The sequence below is a fragment of the Klebsiella sp. CN_Kp113 genome (assembly GCF_040064585.1).
Classification (GTDB): Bacteria; Pseudomonadota; Gammaproteobacteria; order Enterobacterales; family Enterobacteriaceae; genus Klebsiella; species Klebsiella michiganensis.
On sequence record NZ_JBEAID010000010.1, the window covers coordinates 21,857 to 43,927 of the forward strand.

Consider the following 22,071-nt stretch of genomic DNA (forward strand, 5'->3'; position numbering starts at 1 on the left):
GCATGCAACTGAATTCCACCGAAATCAGCGAACTGATCAAGCAGCGCATTGCTCAGTTCAATGTTGTGAGCGAGGCTCATAACGAAGGTACTATCGTTTCTGTAAGTGACGGTGTTATCCGCATTCACGGCCTGGCCGATTGTATGCAGGGTGAGATGATCGCTCTGCCGGGTAACCGTTACGCTATCGCACTGAACCTGGAGCGCGACTCCGTAGGTGCAGTTGTGATGGGTCCGTACGCTGACCTCGCCGAAGGTATGAAGGTTAAATGTACTGGCCGTATCCTTGAAGTTCCGGTTGGCCGCGGCCTGCTGGGACGTGTGGTTAACACCCTGGGTGCACCGATTGATGGTAAAGGTCCGCTGGAGCACGACGGCTTCTCCGCCGTTGAAGCTATCGCGCCGGGCGTAATCGAACGTCAGTCCGTCGATCAGCCGGTGCAGACCGGTTATAAATCCGTTGATGCCATGATCCCAATCGGTCGTGGACAGCGTGAACTGATCATCGGCGACCGTCAGACCGGTAAAACCGCGCTGGCTATCGACGCCATCATCAACCAACGTGATTCCGGCATCAAGTGCGTCTACGTAGCTATCGGCCAGAAAGCGTCCACGATTTCTAACGTGGTACGTAAACTGGAAGAACACGGCGCGCTGGCTAACACCATCGTTGTGGTTGCAACCGCATCTGAATCTGCCGCACTGCAATACCTGGCGCCGTATGCCGGTTGTGCAATGGGTGAATACTTCCGCGACCGCGGTGAAGATGCGCTGATCATTTATGATGACCTGTCTAAACAGGCCGTTGCTTATCGTCAGATCTCCCTGCTGCTCCGCCGTCCGCCTGGACGTGAAGCATTCCCGGGCGACGTATTCTACCTCCACTCTCGTCTGCTGGAGCGTGCTGCACGTGTTAACGTCGAATACGTTGAAGCTTTCACCAAAGGTGAAGTGAAGGGTAAAACCGGTTCTCTGACTGCGCTGCCGATTATCGAAACCCAGGCGGGTGACGTTTCTGCGTTCGTTCCGACCAACGTAATTTCCATTACCGATGGTCAGATCTTCCTGGAAACCAACCTGTTTAACTCCGGTATTCGTCCTGCGGTTAACCCGGGTATCTCCGTATCCCGTGTTGGTGGTGCCGCTCAGACCAAGATCATGAAGAAACTGTCCGGTGGTATTCGTACCGCTCTGGCACAGTATCGCGAACTGGCGGCGTTCTCCCAGTTTGCCTCTGACCTTGATGATGCAACCCGTAAGCAGCTGGACCACGGTCAGAAAGTGACCGAACTGCTGAAACAGAAACAGTATGCGCCGATGTCCGTTGCGCAGCAGTCTCTGGTTCTGTTCGCGGCAGAACGTGGTTATCTGGCGGATGTCGAGCTGTCGAAAATCGGTAGCTTTGAAGCCGCTCTGCTGGCTTACGTCGACCGTGATCACGCTCCGTTGATGCAAGAGATCAACCAGTCCGGTGGCTATAACGACGAAATCGAAGGCAAGCTGAAAGGCATCCTCGATTCCTTCAAAGCAACCCAATCCTGGTAAAGTCTGGCGGCTTGCTCTAGGGCAGGCCGCAAGGCATTGAGGAGAAGCTCATGGCCGGCGCAAAAGAGATACGTAGTAAGATCGCAAGCGTCCAGAACACGCAAAAGATCACTAAAGCGATGGAAATGGTCGCCGCTTCCAAAATGCGTAAATCGCAGGAGCGTATGGCGGCCAGCCGTCCTTATGCAGATACGATGCGCAAAGTGATCGGTCACCTTGCGAACGGTAATCTGGAATATAAGCACCCTTACCTGGAAGAACGCGACGTTAAACGCGTGGGCTACCTGGTGGTGTCTACCGACCGTGGTCTGTGCGGTGGCTTGAACATTAACCTGTTCAAAAAGCTGCTGGCGGAAATGAAAGCATGGTCCGATAAAGGCGTTCAGTGCGAACTCGCAATGATCGGCTCCAAGGGCGTGTCGTTCTTTAATTCCGTTAGCGGTAATGTTGTCGCCCAGGTGACGGGTATGGGGGATAACCCATCCCTGTCCGAACTGATTGGTCCGGTAAAAGTGATGTTGCAGGCCTACGATGAAGGCCGTCTGGACAAGCTGTATATTGTCAGCAACAAATTTATTAACACCATGTCTCAGGTTCCAACCATCACTCAGCTGCTGCCGTTACCGGCTTCAGAAGATGGTGAGTTGAAGCGTAAATCCTGGGATTACCTGTATGAACCCGATCCGAAAGCGCTGCTGGATACCCTGCTGCGCCGTTATGTGGAATCTCAGGTTTATCAGGGCGTGGTAGAAAACCTGGCCAGCGAGCAGGCCGCACGTATGGTGGCGATGAAAGCCGCGACCGACAATGGCGGCAGCCTGATTAAAGAGCTGCAGTTGGTATACAACAAAGCTCGTCAGGCCAGCATTACTCAGGAACTCACCGAGATCGTCGGTGGAGCATCCGCGGTATAACCAGGTTAATTCGTAGAGGATTCAAGATGGCTACTGGAAAAATTGTCCAGGTAATCGGCGCCGTGGTCGACGTCGAATTCCCTCAGGATGCCGTACCGCGCGTGTACGAGGCTCTTGAGGTACAAAATGGTAGTGAGAATCTGGTGCTGGAAGTTCAGCAGCAGCTCGGCGGCGGTATTGTTCGTACCATCGCCATGGGTTCTTCCGACGGTCTGCGTCGCGGTCTGGAAGTAAAAGACCTCGAGCATCCGATCGAAGTCCCGGTAGGTAAAGCAACGCTGGGTCGTATCATGAACGTACTGGGCCAACCGGTAGACATGAAAGGCGACATCGGTGAAGAAGAGCGTTGGGCTATCCACCGCGCAGCACCTTCCTACGAAGAGTTGTCAAACTCTCAGGAACTGCTGGAAACCGGCATCAAAGTTATCGACCTGATGTGTCCGTTTGCGAAGGGCGGTAAAGTTGGTCTGTTCGGTGGTGCGGGTGTAGGTAAAACCGTAAACATGATGGAGCTGATCCGTAACATCGCGATCGAGCACTCCGGTTACTCCGTGTTTGCGGGCGTAGGTGAACGTACTCGTGAGGGTAACGACTTCTACCACGAAATGACCGACTCCAACGTTATCGATAAAGTATCCCTGGTGTATGGCCAGATGAACGAGCCGCCGGGAAACCGTCTGCGCGTTGCGCTGACCGGCCTGACCATGGCTGAGAAGTTCCGTGACGAAGGTCGTGACGTTCTGCTGTTCGTCGATAACATCTATCGTTACACCCTGGCCGGTACTGAAGTATCCGCACTGCTGGGCCGTATGCCTTCAGCGGTAGGTTACCAGCCGACTCTGGCGGAAGAGATGGGCGTTCTGCAGGAACGTATCACCTCCACCAAAACCGGCTCTATCACTTCCGTACAGGCGGTATACGTACCCGCGGATGACTTGACTGACCCGTCTCCAGCAACCACCTTTGCGCACCTTGACGCAACCGTGGTACTGAGCCGTCAGATCGCTTCTCTGGGTATCTATCCGGCAGTTGACCCGCTGGACTCCACCAGCCGTCAGCTGGATCCGCTGGTTGTTGGTCAGGAGCACTACGACACCGCTCGTGGCGTTCAGTCCATCCTGCAGCGTTATCAGGAACTGAAAGACATCATCGCCATCCTGGGTATGGATGAACTGTCTGAAGAAGATAAGCTGGTGGTAGCTCGCGCGCGTAAGATTCAGCGCTTCCTGTCCCAGCCGTTCTTCGTGGCAGAAGTATTTACCGGTTCTCCGGGCAAATACGTCTCCCTGAAAGACACCATCCGTGGCTTTAAAGGCATCATGGAAGGCGAATACGATCACCTGCCGGAGCAGGCGTTCTACATGGTCGGTTCTATCGACGAAGCCGTGGAAAAAGCCAAAAAACTTTAACGCCTTAATCGGAGGGTGATATGGCAATGACTTACCACCTGGACGTCGTCAGCGCAGAGAAACAAATGTTCTCTGGTCTGGTCGAGAAAATCCAGGTAACGGGTAGCGAAGGTGAACTGGGTATTTACCCGGGGCACGCGCCGCTGCTCACCGCCATTAAGCCTGGTATGATTCGCATCGTTAAGCAGCACGGTCACGAAGAATTTATCTACCTGTCAGGCGGCATTCTTGAAGTGCAGCCGGGTAGCACGACCGTTCTGGCTGATACGGCAATTCGTGGTCAGGATCTCGACGAAGCGCGAGCCCTGGAAGCGAAACGTAAGGCTGAAGAGCACATTAAGAGCTCTCATGGTGACGTGGACTACGCTCAGGCGTCTGCGGAACTGGCCAAAGCGATCGCTAAACTGCGCGTTATCGAGTTGACCAAAAAAGCGATGTAACACCGGCTTGAACGCTAAAAGCCAGTCTGGTTTCCAGGCTGGCTTTTTTTATGGCTTCGTTTCAGAAAAAACAAAACTAAAAAGCGGGTTTAAAAATTTTGTGATGCATATCTCATTTTTGTTGATCGTTTAAAAGATGAAGCGTAGACTTGTTTTTGTGATGTGAGTCACAAAAAAATTCATCAAAAACGTAATCGCTATCCAGGAAGAGATCATGAAACTGCTTAATAAAATCGTCGCTTTCTTCAGTGCTATGAACGTAACCTTCGGTACGTTCAACCACTAAGAAGTCAACTTTCCAGACTGTTTTTGCGCTGTACCGCTAACTAAAACGACAACACATGCGGTGTGAAGCAGACAGAAAGTGAAAAGGTCGCCCCAGGGCGACCTTTATGTTTTTCACGCATAGCGGGTTAGTCGCGGCTGAGGAAGTTACCGGTGTTGAAGCTGCCGTCGGCCTCACGCGTCAGCGGGTCCGGCAGCGCCAGCGTCTGATAATCGGCGCTGTTAATGCGTTTTCCCTGGGCGTTGATGCTTCTGCCGCCGTGGATAAAATAGTTGCTATCGTCAATATTCCCGACAACGGCATCGTCATATTTCCCAGGCTGGCTGCGCAGGGAAAGGTTCTCGCTGAAGGTGCCCTGCGTTTCCGGCGCACCGTACGGACTCGGGCGGAACAGGTAGTTAAAGCGCTGGTTATCTACCGCGACGTTGTTAACCACCACCAGCTTGCCGGGGTTAAAGTTGTCGGTAAAACCGTCCAGATGGTTATCGATGGCGATGCTGTTACGTACCTCGTGGGCGACCGGCTGCCCTTCCCCACCGAGCTTAAACCCGTTACTGGTATTATTGCGGGCAATAGAGTTCTCGATCACCACAACGCCGTTTGCACCGTCCTCAATTTTATTAAACAGGTCGAAACCGTCGTCGATATTATCGTGCGAGTAACAGCCCTCCAGCCGGTTACCCTCTCCTACGCGCATTTTCACCGCGAAGCCGTCGGCGTTAATTTTGCCCGGATCCTCGTTACTAAAGGATTCAGAATTCACTACCCGGTTAAAGCTGGCCCACAGCGGGCGTCCAACATCCGCCGGAGAGGAAATTTGAATGCCGGTATCATCGTTACGATACGCGGTGACGTTCTCGATCAGGTTATGGCTGCCCTGTACGCGCAGGCTCTTGTCCGTAATCTCAATCCCATCGATATGCCAGTAGCTGGCATCCAGCAGCAGCCCGTGAATCACCGCTTTTCCGTCGGCTTTTAGCGTTTTGATTTTGTCCTTCAGGCCGCTGGCGCTGACAGGAATGGCCGTTTGCGGGTAATCTCCGGCGGCTAATACAATTTGCCCGCCGGGCGGGACGAGTTTGATAGCGGAGACGAAATCCAGCGGCGAGTCCGCCGTCCCTTTTGCCTGAGGTTGTCCCTCTGGCGCGGCGTAGAGCGTATTGCCTGTCACTTGGGGACTCTGTTCAACCGTCAGCGTCTGGGTCAGCGTTTCCGCGCCGGTAGCCGGAGTGAAGCGGATTTCGAACGTGCTTTTATCTTTCAGTACGGCAGGCTGGGTAAACATTTCCCCGGCCTTCACGGTTTTATCCTGCCCGATCACCACTTCATCCTGACGAACGGTGATGCGCCCATCGCTGTTGGTGCGCGCCTGTAGGATGTAAGCTTTGCTCTGGCTTACTGTTCCCGAAGCAATTTGCATAACCGGCGGCCAGCCTTTAGCGACATACGGCGCGGAGGGAACCGTATGTGCCGCTGAGGTGGTGAGCGAGGCGTTGCTGACGGTGATTTTTGCATTACGTGAGGCGAAGAAGCCGACGTAGTAATGTTCTTTATCCTGCCGGGCAACCAGATCGGCGTGAGGAACCTGCTGGCTTACCCATTCATTACTGCCCGTTGCTGCCCATGAGGTAATAAACCCGTCGTTGGTGCGTTCCAGTCTGAGCTGGAACGTCGGCGTTTGCTGGATATCGATTTTCTCTTTATAGCTCTGACGCTTTATTGATGCGCCCGCATTGCCCCACGGTTGGGTTATCCCTTCCCGGCTGATAGCCTGCAATTTGATATGTGAGCCATCTTTTTTATCCTGTGTCATAATGGCATTCATCACCATATTGGATGCCGCCGGAAACTCTTCGTAGCCGACCTTCAGCGGCTGTTGACGCGGAACTCCTATTACATCGCGGACCAGCAGTCCCGCACCTTCCTGTGCCGCAGGACGCGCGCCATTTTCCGGGCCAAACTGATTGACGGTCACCGTAGCCTGCAGGATAAAATTCTGGCTGGTCGGTAGCCGGGTGTAAAAGAAGGTCAGTCCGTCGTGAGAATTGGCTATTTTACCTCCCCGGCTCTCGATGGTAATGGGCTGGCTGAGGTTGGCGACGTCCAGCGGCGTCAGTTTTTTTCCGGCGATGGTGACATCGTTGACGCCAATTTTTTCCGGCAGAACATTCGAGGAAAAATTGCTGTCGGTAGATTGCCCAAAGGCGATTGCCCGCCACTGATGACCATCGTTGGCCTGCAGCGGTAGCGCGATCATCGTACTGCAAAGGGTTAATGCCAAAGGTATTTTGTTATTCATTCTTTTCTCCTGGGTAATTATTAACCGGCATTATCAGGAAAATGAAATGGTGTTTCTATTTATCACGTCACAATTAATGAATATTAAAACTGTGTTTTATTTTATGGGTTTTCTTTATTTACCCGCCAAAAAAACAGCAAAAGCAGAGGGATAGCCGGCATTGCCACTCATTAAAATGCTTTTTTTGCGCTAAACGGGTTTGCGCTGACTAAAAATACCCACCTAAAATGGTGTATAGCGTTACGCTTGTGCATTTTATCTTCGTCTCGTTTCATGATGAAAAATATGTAGATATTTCAACGTGAAAGGCTTTTACTTTTCGTTCCAACAGCAGTCAGGATGCGTATGTCAAACAGTCCGATGAGCGTGGTTATTCTTGCCGCTGGCAAAGGTACCCGCATGTATTCCGATCTTCCTAAGGTGTTGCATTCGCTGGCCGGGAAGCCAATGGTGCAGCATGTTATTGATGCAGCTAAAGAATTAGGCGCTTCCGCCGTACATCTGGTGTACGGGCACGGCGGCGATCTGCTTCGCCAGACGCTGCACGAAGATAACCTCAACTGGGTCCTGCAGGCCGAACAGCTAGGTACCGGCCACGCCATGCAGCAGGCGGCGCCGTTCTTCAGCGATGATGAAGATATCCTGATGCTGTACGGCGACGTGCCGCTCATTTCCGTCGAAACATTGAAGCGTCTGCGGGAAGCGAAACCGCAGGGCGGCATCGGTCTGTTGACGGTGAAGCTTGACGATCCGACCGGCTACGGCCGCATTACGCGCGATAACGGCGCGGTGACGGGCATTGTCGAGCATAAAGACGCCAGCGACGAGCAGCGCCGGATTCAGGAAATTAATACCGGGATTCTGGTCGCCAATGGCGCGGACCTTAAACGCTGGCTGGCTAAGCTCACCAATAACAACGTTCAGGGTGAATACTACATCACCGATATTATCGCCATGGCCTATGAAGAAGGTCGTGAAATTGCCGCTGTTCATCCTCAGCGTCTAAGCGAAGTGGAAGGCGTAAATAACCGCCTGCAGCTCTCCCGGCTTGAGCGCGTCTGGCAGTTTGAAAAGGCTGAAGAACTGCTGCTCGCGGGCGTTATGCTGCGCGATCCGGCGCGTTTTGATCTGCGCGGCGTGCTGAAACACGGGCGCGATGTCGAAATTGATACTAACGTTATCTTCGAAGGTGACGTGGTGCTGGGGGATCGGGTAAAGATTGGCACCGGCTGCGTCATCAAGAACAGCATCATTGGTGATGATTGCGAGATCAGCCCCTATACCGTAGTAGAGGATGCTCATCTGGCAGCCGCCTGTACCATTGGGCCGTTCGCGCGGCTGCGCCCAGGCGCTGAGCTTCTCGAAGGCGCGCACGTCGGCAACTTTGTTGAAATTAAAAAGGCGCGTCTGGGTAAAGGCACGAAGGCCGGGCATCTTTCCTATCTCGGAGACGCCGAGATAGGCGATAACGTGAATATCGGCGCGGGCACCATCACCTGTAACTATGATGGCGCAAATAAGCATAAAACGGTGATCGGCGATGACGTGTTTGTTGGCTCAGACAGCCAGCTGGTCGCTCCGGTGACCGTCGGCAAGGGGGTCACCATTGCCGCAGGAACAACGGTAACGCGTAACGTTGCCGATAATGAATTAGTGTTAAGCCGCGTGCCGCAGGTTCATAAACAGGGCTGGCAGCGCCCGGTGAAGAAAAAGTAACGCGATTTCTCTTTCGCCCTTTTCGGGGAAAGAGCGGGGTGAGGGGATAAAATAATCCTCCCCCCACGGCAGTACCCATAAAAATAACCCCACTCTCTACAAGGCTCGGGGCGCCCGAAAATACGGGTAAACAGGTTGACCGACAACGTATGGCATACAGCCAAAATCGGAATTAAAAACTATGTGTGGAATTGTTGGCGCAGTCGCGCAGCGTGATATTGCTGAAATCCTTCTCGAAGGTTTACGTCGTCTGGAATACCGCGGTTATGACTCCGCCGGTCTGGCCGTCGTCGATAACGAAGGTCATTTGAACCGCGTTCGCCGCCTCGGGAAAGTACAGATGCTGGCCCAGGCGCTGGAAGAACATCCGTTGCACGGCGGTACCGGGATTGCCCATACCCGCTGGGCGACGCACGGCGAACCGTCTGAAGGTAACGCGCATCCGCATGTTTCTGACCATATTGTGGTGGTGCATAACGGGATTATCGAAAACCATGAGCCGCTGCGCGAGCTGTTGCAGTCGAGGGGCTACGTTTTCGCCTCCGAGACTGACACGGAGGTTATTGCGCACCTGGTTCACTGGGAGCTGGAACAGGGCGGTACTCTGCGTGATGCGGTTCTGCGGACTATCCCGCAGCTGCGCGGCGCTTATGGCACCGTGATCATGGATTCCCGCGATCCGGGTACGCTGCTGGCCGCTCGTTCAGGAAGCCCGCTGGTGATTGGCCTGGGGATGGGGGAAAACTTCATTGCCTCCGATCAGCTGGCGCTGCTGCCGGTTACCCGCCGCTTTATCTTCCTCGAAGAGGGCGATATTGCGGAAGTCACCCGCCGTTCCGTGACTCTCTTTGACAAATCCGGCGCCGAAGTGCAGCGCCCGGATATTGAATCCAGTCTGCAGTACGACGCGGGCGATAAAGGTATCTATCGTCACTATATGCAGAAAGAGATCTACGAGCAGCCGAACGCCATCAAAAATACCCTCTCCGGGCGCATTAGCCACGGCGAGGTTGATTTAAGCGAGCTGGGCCCGCAGGCTAACGAGCTGCTGTCTAAGGTCGAGCATATTCAGATCATCGCCTGCGGCACCTCCTACAACTCAGGTATGGTGTCCCGCTACTGGTTTGAGTCGCTGGCAGGGGTGCCGTGCGATGTTGAAATCGCCTCCGAGTTCCGCTATCGCAAATCGGCCGTACGTCGCAACAGCCTGATGATCACCCTCTCTCAATCCGGCGAGACGGCGGACACCCTCGCCGGCCTGCGCCTGTCGAAAGAGTTGGGCTATCTGGGGTCGCTGGCGATTTGTAACGTGCCTGGATCATCCCTGGTGCGTGAGTCCGATCTGGCGATGATGACCAACGCCGGGACGGAAATCGGCGTCGCCTCGACTAAAGCCTTCACGACGCAGCTGACCGTTCTGCTGATGCTGGTGGCGAAACTGGCGCGACTCAAAGGCCAGGATGCGTCGATTGAACATGATATCGTGCATGGTCTGCAGGCGCTGCCGAGCCGCATTGAGCAGTTGCTTTCGCAGGACAAGCGTATTGAGGCGCTGGCTGAGAACTTCTCTGACAAACACCACGCGCTGTTCCTTGGCCGCGGCGATCAGTATCCCATTGCCCTGGAAGGGGCGCTGAAGCTGAAAGAGATCTCCTATATTCATGCGGAAGCCTATGCTGCCGGCGAGCTGAAGCATGGTCCGCTGGCGCTGATTGACGCTGAAATGCCGGTGGTGGTGGTCGCGCCGAACAACGAACTGCTGGAAAAACTGAAATCCAACATTGAAGAGGTTCGCGCTCGCGGCGGCCAGCTGTACGTTTTTGCTGACGGCGATGCGGGTTTCACCGGCAGCGACAATATGCACATCATCGAGATGCCGCATGTTGAAGAGGCGATCGCGCCAATCTTCTATACCGTACCGCTGCAGCTGCTGGCGTATCACGTCGCGCTGATCAAAGGGACTGACGTTGACCAGCCGCGTAACCTGGCGAAATCAGTTACCGTGGAATAACGATTTTACAGCGCTGAAAGGGCTGCCGTCCGGCGGCCCTTTTTATTTGCGGTTATTTGCAGCGAACAGCGAGATCCCACCCGCTTTATGACAGCCTGTCATTTTTGAGACGCTTTTGCGCTGTCATAAAAATAAAATTTTCCGCTAATCTTTCTATCATTAACCATAGTAACAACATGATTTGTATTGTTTTTATTTAACGTAAATTCCCGTCTTTTTGCTTGTCATAAAACTGTAATAATTCGTACATTTTACTGTCACCTGTTTGTCCTATTTTGCTCACCATAGCTTCGAAACAATGGTTTACGAATCCAGCAGGAGACATTATGAACGTTATGCGTACCACCGTCGCAACAGTTGTCGCCGCGACCTTATCGATGAGCGCTTTCTCTGTTTTTGCAGCAGCAAGCCTGACTGGCGCAGGTGCAACTTTCCCCGCGCCGGTGTATGCCAAATGGGCAGATACCTATAACAAGGAAACGGGTAATAAAGTCAATTACCAGGGTATCGGCTCCTCTGGCGGCGTAAAACAAATTACGGCCAACACCGTAGACTTCGGGGCTTCTGATGCACCTCTTGCTGATGACAAGCTGGCTCAGGAAGGTCTGTTCCAGTTCCCGACCGTTATCGGCGGCGTAGTGCTGGCAATTAACCTGCCTGGCGTGAAATCCGGTGAGCTGGTGCTTGACGGTAAAACGCTGGGTGATATCTACCTGGGCAAAATCAAAAAATGGGATGACGCGGCGATTGCTAAGCTCAACCCGGGCATGAAGCTGCCTTCTCAGAACATCGCGGTGGTTCGTCGTGCCGATGGTTCCGGTACTTCCTTCGTTTTCACCAGCTATCTGGCGAAGGTGAACGAAGAGTGGAAATCTAAAATCGGCGCGGGCTCAACCGTTAACTGGCCGACCGGTCTGGGCGGTAAAGGCAACGACGGCATCGCCGCGTTCGTTCAGCGTCTGCCGGGCTCTATCGGCTACGTAGAATATGCCTACGCAAAACAGAACAACCTCGCTTACACCAAACTGCTGTCCGCCGATGGCAAGCCGGTGAGCCCGACTGAAGATAACTTCGCTAACGCGGCGAAAGAAATCGACTGGAGCAAATCCTTTGCACAGGATCTGACGAATCAGAAAGGCGACAACGCATGGCCGATCACTTCAACCACCTTCATTTTGGTTCACAAGGCTTCCAACAAGCCAGAGCAGACCGCCGAAGTGCTGAAGTTCTTCGACTGGGCGTATAAAAACGGCGGTAAAGAAGCCAACGCGCTGGACTATGCTACCCTGCCGGAAAGCGTGGTTGAGCAAGTTCGCGCGGCATGGAAGACCAACGTAAAGGACAGCAGCGGTAAAGCGCTGTACTAATACCCGTCAGCCTTCGAGCTACAGGTGCGTTGGCAGCGCTTGTTCACCCCGGTCACATAGCCCATCTATGTTCCCGGGGATCCACAAGCCAGCTGCCTGCCTGCAGCTCGAATTATTTAGGGTATGGCATTACCTTTGCCAGAAAGATCAGTAAACTACGATTTTTTCTGGCCCGAAACTGAAGAGTAACTTATGGCTGCAACCAAGCCGGCATTTAACCCTCCGGGGAAAAAGGGTGACATAATTTTCAGCGTGCTGGTAAAACTGGCGGCGCTGATTGTGCTATTGATGCTTGGCGGCATCATCGTCTCCCTTATCATCTCGTCCTGGCCAAGCATTGAGAAATTTGGCTTTGCCTTTCTGTGGACCAAAGAGTGGGATGCACCGAACCAGATTTTCGGCGCCCTGGTACCCATTTACGGGACGCTGGTCACCTCATTTATCGCGCTGCTGATCGCCGTACCGGTGAGCTTCGGTATTGCGCTGTTCCTGACGGAACTGTCACCCGCCTGGCTGAAGCGCCCGCTGGGTATCGCTATTGAGCTGCTGGCCGCGATCCCCAGTATCGTTTACGGCATGTGGGGCCTGTTTATTTTCGCCCCGCTGTTTGCGACCTATTTTCAGGAGCCGGTTGGCAACGTTCTGTCGACCATTCCGTTCGTTGGCGCGCTCTTTGCGGGCCCGGCATTTGGTATCGGTATTCTGGCGGCGGGCGTGATTCTGGCCATCATGATCATTCCTTACATCGCGGCCGTTATGCGTGACGTCTTTGAACAGACGCCGGTGATGATGAAAGAGTCCGCCTACGGTATCGGCTGCACAACGTGGGAAGTTATCTGGCGTATCGTTCTGCCTTTCACCAAAAACGGCGTGATCGGCGGGGTAATGCTCGGTCTGGGGCGCGCGCTGGGGGAAACCATGGCGGTGACCTTTATTATCGGCAACACCTACCAGCTTGATAGCGCTTCGTTATATATGCCGGGCAACAGCATCACCTCCGCGCTGGCGAATGAGTTTGCCGAAGCGGAAACCGGACTGCACGTTGCCGCATTGATGGAGCTGGGCCTGATTCTGTTCGTTATCACCTTTATTGTTCTGGCCGCATCGAAGTTTATGATCATGCGCCTGGCTAAGAATGAGGGGGCTCGCTAATGGCGACGATTGAATTACAAACCACCGCGGAGCTGGCGGAATCCCGTCGCAAAATGCAGGCAAAACGCCGCATGAAAAACCGTCTCGCCCTGACGCTATCGATGGCGACCATGGCGTTTGGTCTGTTCTGGCTGATCTGGATCCTGATGTCCACCGTCACCCGCGGCATCGACGGCATGAGCCTGGCGCTGTTTACTGAAATGACGCCGCCGCCAAATACGGCGGGCGGTGGTCTGGCAAACGCCCTGGCGGGCAGCGGATTGCTGATCCTCTGGTCGACGGTTATCGGTACCCCGCTGGGGATTCTGGCGGGAATTTATCTGGCGGAATATGGCCGTAAATCCTTGTTGGCCGAAGTGATTCGTTTTATTAACGATATCCTGCTTTCCGCGCCGTCGATTGTCGTCGGTCTGTTTGTTTACACCATCGTCGTTGCGCAGATGCAGCACTTTTCCGGCTGGGCGGGCGTGATTGCGCTGGCGCTGCTGCAGGTGCCTATCGTTATTCGTACCACTGAAAACATGTTGAAGCTGGTACCGGACAGCCTGCGTGAGGCGGCATATGCGTTGGGTACGCCGAAGTGGCGCATGATCTCTGCGATCACCCTGAAAGCATCGGTATCGGGCATTATGACCGGTATTCTGCTGGCCATCGCCCGTATCGCCGGGGAAACGGCGCCGCTGCTGTTTACCGCGCTCTCCAACCAGTTCTGGAGCACCGACATGATGCAGCCGATTGCTAACCTGCCGGTGACGATTTTCAAATTTGCCATGAGTCCCTTTGCGGAGTGGCAGCAACTGGCATGGGCCGGGGTCTTGATTATCACCCTGTGCGTATTGCTGCTGAACATTCTGGCGCGCGTTGTTTTCGCGAAGAATAAACACGGTTAATTTTTGCGGCGCGGCGAAACGCGGCGCCGAATGAGGAAAAGAACGAGATGAGTATGGTGAATGCGACCCCGGGTAAACTTTCAGTTCGTAACCTGAATTTCTACTACGGAAAATTCCATGCCCTGAAAAACATCAACCTGGATATTACCAAAAACCAGGTTACGGCGTTTATCGGACCGTCAGGCTGCGGTAAATCCACGCTGCTGCGTACGTTCAACAAAATGTTTGAGCTGTACCCGGAGCAGCGTGCGGAAGGCGAAATTCTGCTCGATGGCGATAATATTCTGACCAACACCCAGGATATCGCCCTGCTGCGCGCCAAAGTGGGGATGGTGTTCCAGAAGCCGACGCCGTTCCCGATGTCGATTTATGACAACATCGCCTTTGGCGTGCGCCTGTTTGAGAAGCTTTCCCGCACGGATATGGATGAGCGCGTGCAGTGGGCATTGACCAAAGCCGCATTGTGGAATGAAACCAAAGATAAACTGCATCAGAGCGGATATTCTCTCTCCGGTGGCCAGCAGCAGCGTCTGTGCATCGCGCGCGGTATCGCTATTCGTCCAGAAGTTCTGCTGCTGGATGAGCCCTGCTCGGCGCTGGACCCGATCTCTACCGGGCGTATTGAAGAGCTGATCACTGAACTGAAACAGGATTACACCGTCGTTATCGTGACCCACAACATGCAGCAGGCCGCGCGTTGCTCCGACCATACGGCATTTATGTATCTTGGCGAGCTGATTGAATTCAGCAACACGGACGATCTGTTTACCAAGCCCGCTAAGAAGCAAACTGAAGATTATATTACTGGCCGCTACGGTTGATTGCCCTTCTGCTACCAGGCTCTAACCTATTGGGCAATCAGGAGATACTATGGATAACCTAAATCTTAACAAACATATTTCCGGCCAGTTCAATGCTGAACTGGAGTACATCCGCACCCAGGTCATGACCATGGGTGGGCTGGTGGAGCAGCAGCTTTCTGATGCGATCACCGCGATGCATAACCAGGACAGCGAACTGGCAAAGCGCGTTATTGACGGCGACAAGCAGGTCAATATGATGGAAGTGGCGATCGATGAGGCCTGCGTGCGCATCATCGCCAAGCGTCAGCCGACCGCCAGCGACCTGCGTCTGGTGATGGCGATTATTAAAACCATCGCCGAGCTGGAACGCATCGGCGACGTCGCGGATAAAATCTGCCGCACCGCGCTGGAAAAATTCTCCCAGCAGCATCAGCCGCTGCTGGTGAGCCTGGAATCGCTGGGGCGCCACACCGTGCAGATGCTGCATGATGTGCTGGACGCCTTTGCGCGTATGGACCTTGATGAAGCGGTGCGTATTTATCGCGAAGATAAGAAAGTCGACCAGGAATATGAAGGCATCGTGCGCCAGCTGATGACCTATATGATGGAAGATTCGCGCACCATTCCAAGCGTCCTGACCGCCCTGTTCTGTGCCCGCTCGATTGAGCGTATCGGCGACCGTTGTCAGAACATCTGCGAATATATTTTCTACTTCGTTAAAGGTCAGGATTTCCGTCACGTTGGCGGCGACGAGCTGGATAAACTGCTGGCCGGGAAAGATCCTAAAGAGTAATAAATCACAGAGACTAATTCTGATAAAGGATTTATCAGAATTAGTTATGATTAATATTACTCCTGTTTTTAATTAACAAAATTGGTGCGATTGTCGTCACAAATAATAATTTCATCAATTGTGGTTTGATTTTAATAGCGTAACAATGCGGTACATTAATCGGGTGACTTGTTGCGGCAAGGCTCGAATAAAACTCTGGATTGTTACTGCGCAAGCAGGCAAAACCTGACATCACCGTTAACCTGGTGATGTCAGGTTTTTTTTGCCAGATAATCCGCCATTAGCCGATGAAAGGGATTGTTACCGCAGCGCGGGCAAAACCTGAAGCAAGCCTCCTCTGTTTTCTGCAGGGGGATTGCTTCAGGTTTTTTTTTGATTTGATGCAAGGCTGTTTGTGGGTAAACCAGGATGGTATTAACCGAATAAATAATAGTGCTGGTTTTAATAACGTTCTTTTTTCCTTAAGGGGAAGCACCTTTTCGGTAACAAGCTTTATTCGATAGAAAAATAAAAATACGCCTTCGCGTTAGTTGACATTTTATCGCGATATTCAGTTGCACCTGTTTTTATATAAAGGGAACTTATGTTTAAAAGAAATCTGATTACCTCGGCCATACTTATTATGGCGCCGCTCGCTTATACAACCCATGCTATGGCGGAATCGCTAACCGTTGAACAGCGTCTTGAGCTTCTGGAGAAGGCGCTTAAGGATACGCAGAGCGAACTAAAAAAATATCAAGATGAAGAGAAGGCCAGAAATCGACTCTGGATTGCCAGTACGCAGCCTGGCGCACCTGAGCAGAGTGCGTCCGCGCAGGTTGTCAGCGCGCCCGCGCCGGCAGGCGGCGCTGCAAAACCGGCGGCGGTTCTGGTGAAAAACGAACAGCCCGCGGCTAACGGCGAGTCCATTTATAGCTCGATGACAATGAAGGATTTCAGCAAGTTTGTGAAGGATGAAATTGGCTTCAGCTATAACGGCTATTACCGTTCCGGCTGGGGGACCGCATCCCATGGTTCACCTAAGTCCTGGGCGATTGGCTCGCTGGGTCGCTTTGGTAATGAATATTCGGGCTGGTTTGATTTACAACTTAAGCAGCGGGTCTATCAGGAAGGCAATAAGCGGGTTGATGCGATCGTGATGCTTGACGGCAACGTCGGGCAGCAGTATTCCTCCGGCTGGTTTGGCGATAACGCTGGCGGCGAGAACTATATGCAGTTCTCTGATATGTACGTCAACACCAAAGGTTTCCTGCCATTCGCGCCGGAAGCGGATTTCTGGGTGGGTAAGCACGGTGCGCCGAAAATTGAAATCCAGATGCTGGACTGGAAAACGCAAAGAACCGATGCCGCAGCCGGCGTTGGCCTTGAAAACTGGAAGGTGGGCGCGGGTAAGTTTGATATTGCGCTGGTGCGCGAGGACGTTGATGACTACAACCGTACGTTGACCAAAAGCCAGCAAATTAACACCAATACTATTGATATTCGTTATAAAGAGATCCCGCTTTGGGATAAGGCGTCATTGATGGTCAGCGGCCGGTATGTCGCGGCAAATCAGAGTTCATCCGAGAAATATAATGAAGGTAATAATGGATATTATGAATGGAAAGATACCTGGATGGCGGGGACGTCGTTAACGCAGAAATTTGATAACGGCGGATTTAACGAATTTTCCTTCCTGCTGGCAAATAACTCCATCGCCAGCAGCTTCTCGCGCTATGCGGGATCCAGTCCGTATACCACATTCAACGGCAGATACTATGGCGATCATACCAACGGCACCGCCGTTCGCTTGACCTCGCAGGGGGAAACCTATTTGAGTGATGACATTATTATGGCGAACGCCATCGTTTACTCCTTTGGTAATGATGTCTACAGCTACGAGACCGGCGCGCACTCCGATTTTGAGTCTCTTCGCGCCGTCGTGCGCCCGGCCTGGATCTGGGATAAATATAATCAGACCGGCGTTGAATTGGGCTATTTCAAGCAGCAGAACAAAGATAGTACCGGCAAGAAATATAACGAATCCGGCTACAAAACTACCCTGTTCCATACCTTTAAAGTGAATACCAGTATGCTGACCTCCCGCCCGGAAATTCGTTTCTATGCGACTTATATTAAAGCGAAGGATATCGACCTGGATAAGGCGGCTAACAGCAATACCAGCAGCATTTTTGAAGATGGTAAGAACGATCAGTTTGCCGTTGGCGCTCAGGCTGAAATCTGGTGGTAAGGCTGGCAACGGTCAGGACAAAATTCTAAAGAGGAATAAAGATGAAACGACATGCTATTTACTTCGCTCTGGCGCTGGCGGGCGCGGCGTTTACCGCTCATGCCGCGCCGTTTCCGGTCACGCCGAGCGCGGCGATCCCGGTCAGCCAGTATATTACGCAGGTTAACGCCGATAAGAGTATCACCTTCCGCCTGTTTGCCCCGGATGCAAAACGGGTGTCCGTGGTGACGGGGGCAACGCCGGATACCTTTGTCTCCCATGATATGAGCAAAGATGAGCAGGGGATCTGGACATGGAAAAGCGATGCGCTGGCACCCAATCTCTACGAATACTATTTTGATGTCGACGGATTCCGTTCCGTCGATACCGGTAGCCGCTATCAGAAGCCACAGCGTCAGGTGAATACCAGCCTGATCCTGGTACCCGGCAGCATTCTTGACGATCGCGCGGTCGCCCACGGCGAGCTACGAACCCTGACCTATCATTCAAAGGCGCTGAACGCTGAGCGTCGCGTCTACGTGTGGACGCCGCCAGGCTATACCGGTACCGGCGAACCGCTGCCGGTGCTCTATTTCTATCACGGTTTTGGCGACAGCGGACTGTCGGCCATCGACCAAGGCCGTATTCCGCAAATCATGGATAACCTGCTGGCGGAAGGCAAAATCAAGCCCATGCTGGTGGTGGTGCCGGATACCGAAACCGATATTCCTGACGCGGTTGCGGAAAACTTCCCGCCGCAGGAGCGGCGTAAAACCTTCTATCCGCTGAATGCGAAAGCGGCTGATAAAGAGCTGATGAACGATATTATTCCGCTGATTGATGCGCGCTTTAACGTGCGTAAAGACGCGGACGGCCGGGCGCTTGCCGGGCTGTCGCAGGGCGGTTATCAGGCGCTGGTCTCCGGAATGAACCATCTGGAGAGCTTCGGCTGGCTGGCGACGTTCAGCGGCGTAACGACAACCACGGTACCGGATGCCGGCGTCGAGGCGCAGCTACACAACCCACAGGCGATCAACAAGCAGCTGCGTAACTTTACCGTCGTCGTGGGCGAGAAAGACGTGGTTACCGGCAAGGATATCGCCGGGCTGAAAGCGGAGCTGGAGAAGCAGAAAATCAACTTTGATTACCATGAGTATCCGGGCCTGAACCATGAAATGGACGTCTGGCGTCCCGCCTACGCCGAATTTGTACAGAAGTTGTTCAAATAACATGAAGGAGCCAGTTCGCTGGCTCCTTATCTTCAATACCTTGAGGGAGACAATATGAAATTAATCGTGACGGAAGATTATGCAGAGATGAGCCTGGTCGCCAGCCATCACGTTCTGGGCTACATCACCGCGCCGCGCAGGGTGAACCTGGCGGTAACGGCAGGCAGTACGCCGAAGAAAATGTATGAACATCTGACGGCCGCGGTTAAAGGTAAATCGTTCTATTCTCAGGTCCATTATTACAACTTTGACGAGATTCCGTTCCGCGGACAGGATCGTGAAGGCGTGACCATTTCCAATCTGCGCAGCCTGTTTTTCACCCCCGCGCAAATCTCTGAAGAGAATATCCACCCGCTCAGCCATGAAAACTTCAGGCATCACGACCAGCGGTTACAGGACGAAGGGGGCCTCGATCTGATAGTGATGGGCCTCGGCGCTGACGGCCATTTTTGCGGTAATTTGCCGAATACCACGCGCTTCCACGATGCGACGGTGGAAGTCTCTATCGTCGGCGATATGGTGGATCTTGTCGCTCACGGCGAGATGGACGGCGACTTCTCTGCGGTGCCGGATAGCTACGTCACGATGGGGCCAAAAAGCGTCATGGCGGCGAAAAACCTGCTGCTGATCGTCAGCGGCGCGGCAAAAGCGCAGGCGCTAAGGCAGGTGATTGAAGGCGAAGTCAGCGAGCGGGTTCCGGCTTCGGTGCTGAAATTACATCCTTCCCTGGTGATTGTGGCTGATAAAGCGGCGGCTGCGGAGTTGAGTCAACCGTAATCCACTTTCAGCGTAGCGCAGGCGGGACGCGCCCTGATAGCGCTACGCTCCGGGTTTATCGCGTTATATTCCAGCCGCGCGCCTGCCATAACTCAGGTAGCTCTTCGAGGCGGGTAAACGTCGTCACCTTCGGATGTTCGATCGGCTTATTATGCGGATCGGCGCAGAAGTAGAACACTTCCATGCCGGCGGCGATCCCCGACTGCGCGCCTGCGCTGGAGTCGTCGACAAGAATGCAGTTCTCGACGTTAACGTTCATCGCTTTTGCGGCATGCAGCATCAGGGCCGGATCGGGCTTCCAGCGCTGGATATCGTAGCCGCTGTACAGACGCTCCGGGAAATGGTGCAGCATTGCGGTTTTACCGAGAGAGTGCTGCATTTTGCTCACCGGGCCGTTGGAGACCACGCACATCGGCACGCTGACCGCGTCCAGCAGCGCCTGTGCGCCAGAAATGACTTCCAGTTCAGTATCAAACAGGCGCGCGACTTCATCGCGGTACACCGGCTCAAGGGTCGCCTTGTCCAGATTAACGCCGTACTCCGCGTTAATGGTGTCGATAATCTCGTACAGCTTAACGCCTTTGAAGCGCTTAAAAATCTCGTCTAAATCCAGCGTAATGCCGAATTCCCTGAACATGTGAACGTAGGCGCGGGAGCAGATCACCTCGCTGTCGACCAGCGTGCCGTCACAGTCGAAAAATACTGCTTCTGGTTGGGTCATGTCGTTTCCATTTTAATAAGTTAACGTTTTCGTCTTGCTGATTAGTGAGACGCAATCGTTGCCGTATAAGCAAAATCGATGAAAAAAAGTATCTCACAACCGCCCTTATTGTCGCATTTTGGTATAGGATAGCGACGAATTTTCCCTCCTTTGTTCGGAAACCGATAATGAGTCAACAACAAACCAGCCAGTCATCTGGCCCGGGTCTGCTGGAGCGCGTGTTCAAACTACGTGAACACGGCACGACGGCACGCACCGAAGCGATTGCAGGTTTCACCACTTTTCTGACAATGGTGTACATCGTTTTTGTTAACCCACAGATCCTCGGCGTGGCGGGTATGGATACCAGCGCCGTGTTCGTCACAACCTGTCTGATCGCCGCGTTCGGCAGCATCATGATGGGCCTGTTCGCTAACCTTCCGGTGGCCCTGGCGCCGGCGATGGGACTGAACGCCTTCTTTGCTTTTGTCGTGGTACAGGCAATGGGCCTGCCGTGGCAGGTCGGGATGGGCGCGATTTTCTGGGGGGCGGTTGGCCTGCTGCTGTTGACGATTTTCCGCGTACGCTACTGGATGATCGCCAATATCCCGGTTAGCCTGCGTATCGGTATCACCAGCGGTATTGGCCTGTTCATCGGTATGATGGGCCTGAAGAACGCCGGCGTGATCGTCGCCAACCCGGAAACCCTGGTGAGCATCGGCAACCTGACGTCCCACAGCGTACTGCTGGGCATTCTTGGCTTCTTTATTATTGCGATTCTGGCTTCCCGCAACATCCACGCCGCGGTGCTGGTTTCTATCGTGGTTACCACGCTGCTGGGCTGGCTGCTGGGCGACGTTCACTACACCGGAATCGTATCCATGCCGCCGAGCGTCGCGACGGTCATTGGGCATGTTGACCTGGCAGGCTCGCTGAATCTCGGCCTGGCGGGCGTGATCTTCTCGTTTATGCTGGTGAACCTGTTCGACTCCTCCGGTACCCTGATCGGCGTGACCGATAAAGCTGGTCTGGCCGATGCGCAGGGTAAGTTCCCGCGGATGAAGCAGGCGCTGTTTGTCGATAGCGTCTCGTCCGTTGCGGGCTCCTTTATCGGCACCTCTTCCGTAACCGCCTATATTGAATCTTCCTCGGGCGTTTCCGTAGGCGGACGTACCGGCTTAACCGCCGTGGTCGTTGGTCTCTTGTTCCTGCTGGTGATCTTCCTGTCGCCGCTGGCGGGTATGGTCCCGGCCTATGCCGCAGCCGGCGCGCTGATTTACGTTGGCGTCCTGATGACCTCCAGCCTGGCGCGCGTGAAGTGGGATGATTTAACCGAATCAGTGCCGGCGTTTATTACCGCCGTGATGATGCCGTTTAGCTTCTCCATTACGGAAGGTATTGCCTTAGGCTTTATCTCTTACTGCGTAATGAAGATCGGTACCGGTCGACTGCGCGACCTCAGCCCATGCGTGATTGTGGTTTCGCTGCTGTTTGTGCTGAAGATTGTGTTTATCGACGCGCATTAATACCCG

At 53.6% G+C, this 22,071-nt stretch carries 17 protein-coding genes; 15 read left to right on the top strand and 2 right to left on the bottom strand.

Annotated elements, in window-relative coordinates; genetic code table 11:
• Positions 1-2 precede the first annotated feature (2 nt).
• From atpA to ABLV30_RS04405, 4 genes are read left to right on the top strand one after another with little or no spacing between them, the layout of a single operon-like run.
• Positions 3-1,544: a F0F1 ATP synthase subunit alpha gene (gene atpA / locus ABLV30_RS04390; RefSeq protein ID WP_004127029.1), complete on the top strand. Its 1,542-nt coding sequence runs from the start codon at positions 3-5 to the stop codon at positions 1,542-1,544.
• 50 nt (positions 1,545-1,594) lie between these two features.
• Positions 1,595-2,458 (top strand): F0F1 ATP synthase subunit gamma, encoded by an 864-nt coding sequence (gene atpG / locus ABLV30_RS04395; protein WP_004107278.1) that lies wholly within the window; start codon positions 1,595-1,597, stop codon positions 2,456-2,458.
• Positions 2,459-2,484: 26 nt separating this feature from the next.
• The gene (gene atpD, locus ABLV30_RS04400; RefSeq protein ID WP_004107276.1) at positions 2,485-3,867 is read left to right on the top strand and encodes a F0F1 ATP synthase subunit beta; all 1,383 of its coding nucleotides are present in this window, start codon (positions 2,485-2,487) and stop codon (positions 3,865-3,867) included.
• A 20-nt stretch (positions 3,868-3,887) separates the two neighbouring features.
• Positions 3,888-4,307, top strand: a complete 420-nt coding sequence (locus ABLV30_RS04405; protein ID WP_004107274.1) for a F0F1 ATP synthase subunit epsilon — start codon at positions 3,888-3,890, stop codon at positions 4,305-4,307.
• A gap of 413 nt (positions 4,308-4,720) precedes the next feature.
• On the opposite strand, the gene ABLV30_RS04410 is transcribed toward ABLV30_RS04405, so the two are convergent.
• Positions 4,721-6,892 carry a right-handed parallel beta-helix repeat-containing protein gene (locus ABLV30_RS04410; protein ID WP_265802163.1) on the bottom strand — a complete coding sequence of 724 codons (2,172 nt, stop codon included), beginning with the start codon at positions 6,890-6,892 and terminating at the stop codon, positions 4,721-4,723.
• Positions 6,893-7,237: 345 nt separating this feature from the next.
• On the opposite strand from ABLV30_RS04410, the gene glmU reads away from it, so the two are divergent.
• From glmU to ABLV30_RS04460, 10 genes are all read left to right on the top strand, one after another.
• Positions 7,238-8,608 carry a bifunctional UDP-N-acetylglucosamine diphosphorylase/glucosamine-1-phosphate N-acetyltransferase GlmU gene (gene glmU / locus ABLV30_RS04415; protein WP_032751777.1) on the top strand — a complete coding sequence of 457 codons (1,371 nt, stop codon included), beginning with the start codon at positions 7,238-7,240 and terminating at the stop codon, positions 8,606-8,608.
• Positions 8,609-8,789: 181 nt separating this feature from the next.
• Positions 8,790-10,619, top strand: coding sequence for a glutamine--fructose-6-phosphate transaminase (isomerizing) (glmS, locus tag ABLV30_RS04420; protein WP_265802164.1), 1,830 nt, complete (start codon positions 8,790-8,792; stop codon positions 10,617-10,619).
• A 326-nt stretch (positions 10,620-10,945) separates the two neighbouring features.
• Positions 10,946-11,986 (top strand): phosphate ABC transporter substrate-binding protein PstS, encoded by a 1,041-nt coding sequence (gene pstS, locus ABLV30_RS04425; protein ID WP_004127017.1) that lies wholly within the window; start codon positions 10,946-10,948, stop codon positions 11,984-11,986.
• Positions 11,987-12,178: 192 nt separating this feature from the next.
• Positions 12,179-13,138, top strand: coding sequence for a phosphate ABC transporter permease PstC (gene pstC / locus ABLV30_RS04430; RefSeq protein ID WP_004107261.1), 960 nt, complete (start codon positions 12,179-12,181; stop codon positions 13,136-13,138).
• Positions 13,138-14,028, top strand: a complete 891-nt coding sequence (gene pstA, locus ABLV30_RS04435) for a phosphate ABC transporter permease PstA (protein WP_004855748.1) — start codon at positions 13,138-13,140, stop codon at positions 14,026-14,028. Before pstC ends, pstA begins: the two co-directional genes overlap by 1 nt.
• 47 nt (positions 14,029-14,075) lie before the next feature.
• Positions 14,076-14,849 carry a phosphate ABC transporter ATP-binding protein PstB gene (gene pstB, locus ABLV30_RS04440; protein WP_004855746.1) on the top strand — a complete coding sequence of 258 codons (774 nt, stop codon included), beginning with the start codon at positions 14,076-14,078 and terminating at the stop codon, positions 14,847-14,849.
• Positions 14,850-14,898: 49 nt separating this feature from the next.
• On the top strand, positions 14,899-15,624 hold the full coding sequence (gene phoU / locus ABLV30_RS04445) for a phosphate signaling complex protein PhoU (RefSeq protein WP_004107251.1): 726 nt from the start codon (positions 14,899-14,901) through the stop codon (positions 15,622-15,624).
• Positions 15,625-16,207: 583 nt separating this feature from the next.
• Positions 16,208-17,854 carry a carbohydrate porin gene (locus ABLV30_RS04450; RefSeq protein WP_025107545.1) on the top strand — a complete coding sequence of 549 codons (1,647 nt, stop codon included), beginning with the start codon at positions 16,208-16,210 and terminating at the stop codon, positions 17,852-17,854.
• Between the two features lie 41 nt (positions 17,855-17,895).
• Positions 17,896-19,062, top strand: coding sequence for an alpha/beta hydrolase-fold protein (locus ABLV30_RS04455; protein ID WP_265801161.1), 1,167 nt, complete (start codon positions 17,896-17,898; stop codon positions 19,060-19,062).
• 54 nt (positions 19,063-19,116) lie between these two features.
• A complete protein-coding gene (locus tag ABLV30_RS04460; protein ID WP_025107547.1) occupies positions 19,117-19,839 on the top strand; it encodes a glucosamine-6-phosphate deaminase in 723 nt (240 codons plus the stop codon).
• A 55-nt stretch (positions 19,840-19,894) separates the two neighbouring features.
• Here the strand turns inward: ABLV30_RS04460 and yieH are convergent, their stop codons facing one another.
• Entirely contained in the window at positions 19,895-20,560 is a 666-nt protein-coding gene (gene yieH / locus ABLV30_RS04465; RefSeq protein WP_032718760.1) for a 6-phosphogluconate phosphatase, read from the bottom strand.
• A 167-nt stretch (positions 20,561-20,727) separates the two neighbouring features.
• Here yieH and adeP point away from each other — a divergent pair, with 167 nt between their 5' ends.
• Complete coding sequence (gene adeP, locus ABLV30_RS04470; protein ID WP_265801164.1) at positions 20,728-22,065, top strand: adenine permease AdeP; 1,338 nt, start codon at positions 20,728-20,730, stop codon at positions 22,063-22,065.
• Positions 22,066-22,071: the final 6 nt, after the last annotated feature.

Excerpts from the sequence above, each read along its gene's own strand:
- atpA (WP_004127029.1), top strand. The coding sequence starts at position 3 with ATGCAACTGAATTCCACCGAAATCAGCGAACTGATCAAGCAGCGCATT.
- atpG (WP_004107278.1), top strand. The coding sequence starts at position 1,595 with ATGGCCGGCGCAAAAGAGATACGTAGTAAGATCGCAAGCGTCCAGAAC.
- atpD (WP_004107276.1), top strand. The coding sequence starts at position 2,485 with ATGGCTACTGGAAAAATTGTCCAGGTAATCGGCGCCGTGGTCGACGTC.
- ABLV30_RS04405 (WP_004107274.1), top strand. The coding sequence starts at position 3,888 with ATGGCAATGACTTACCACCTGGACGTCGTCAGCGCAGAGAAACAAATG.
- ABLV30_RS04410 (WP_265802163.1), bottom strand. The coding sequence starts at position 6,892 with ATGAATAACAAAATACCTTTGGCATTAACCCTTTGCAGTACGATGATC.
- glmU (WP_032751777.1), top strand. The coding sequence starts at position 7,238 with ATGTCAAACAGTCCGATGAGCGTGGTTATTCTTGCCGCTGGCAAAGGT.
- glmS (WP_265802164.1), top strand. The coding sequence starts at position 8,790 with ATGTGTGGAATTGTTGGCGCAGTCGCGCAGCGTGATATTGCTGAAATC.
- pstS (WP_004127017.1), top strand. The coding sequence starts at position 10,946 with ATGAACGTTATGCGTACCACCGTCGCAACAGTTGTCGCCGCGACCTTA.
- pstC (WP_004107261.1), top strand. The coding sequence starts at position 12,179 with ATGGCTGCAACCAAGCCGGCATTTAACCCTCCGGGGAAAAAGGGTGAC.
- pstA (WP_004855748.1), top strand. The coding sequence starts at position 13,138 with ATGGCGACGATTGAATTACAAACCACCGCGGAGCTGGCGGAATCCCGT.
- pstB (WP_004855746.1), top strand. The coding sequence starts at position 14,076 with ATGAGTATGGTGAATGCGACCCCGGGTAAACTTTCAGTTCGTAACCTG.
- phoU (WP_004107251.1), top strand. The coding sequence starts at position 14,899 with ATGGATAACCTAAATCTTAACAAACATATTTCCGGCCAGTTCAATGCT.
- ABLV30_RS04450 (WP_025107545.1), top strand. The coding sequence starts at position 16,208 with ATGTTTAAAAGAAATCTGATTACCTCGGCCATACTTATTATGGCGCCG.
- ABLV30_RS04455 (WP_265801161.1), top strand. The coding sequence starts at position 17,896 with ATGAAACGACATGCTATTTACTTCGCTCTGGCGCTGGCGGGCGCGGCG.
- ABLV30_RS04460 (WP_025107547.1), top strand. The coding sequence starts at position 19,117 with ATGAAATTAATCGTGACGGAAGATTATGCAGAGATGAGCCTGGTCGCC.
- yieH (WP_032718760.1), bottom strand. The coding sequence starts at position 20,560 with ATGACCCAACCAGAAGCAGTATTTTTCGACTGTGACGGCACGCTGGTC.
- adeP (WP_265801164.1), top strand. The coding sequence starts at position 20,728 with ATGAGTCAACAACAAACCAGCCAGTCATCTGGCCCGGGTCTGCTGGAG.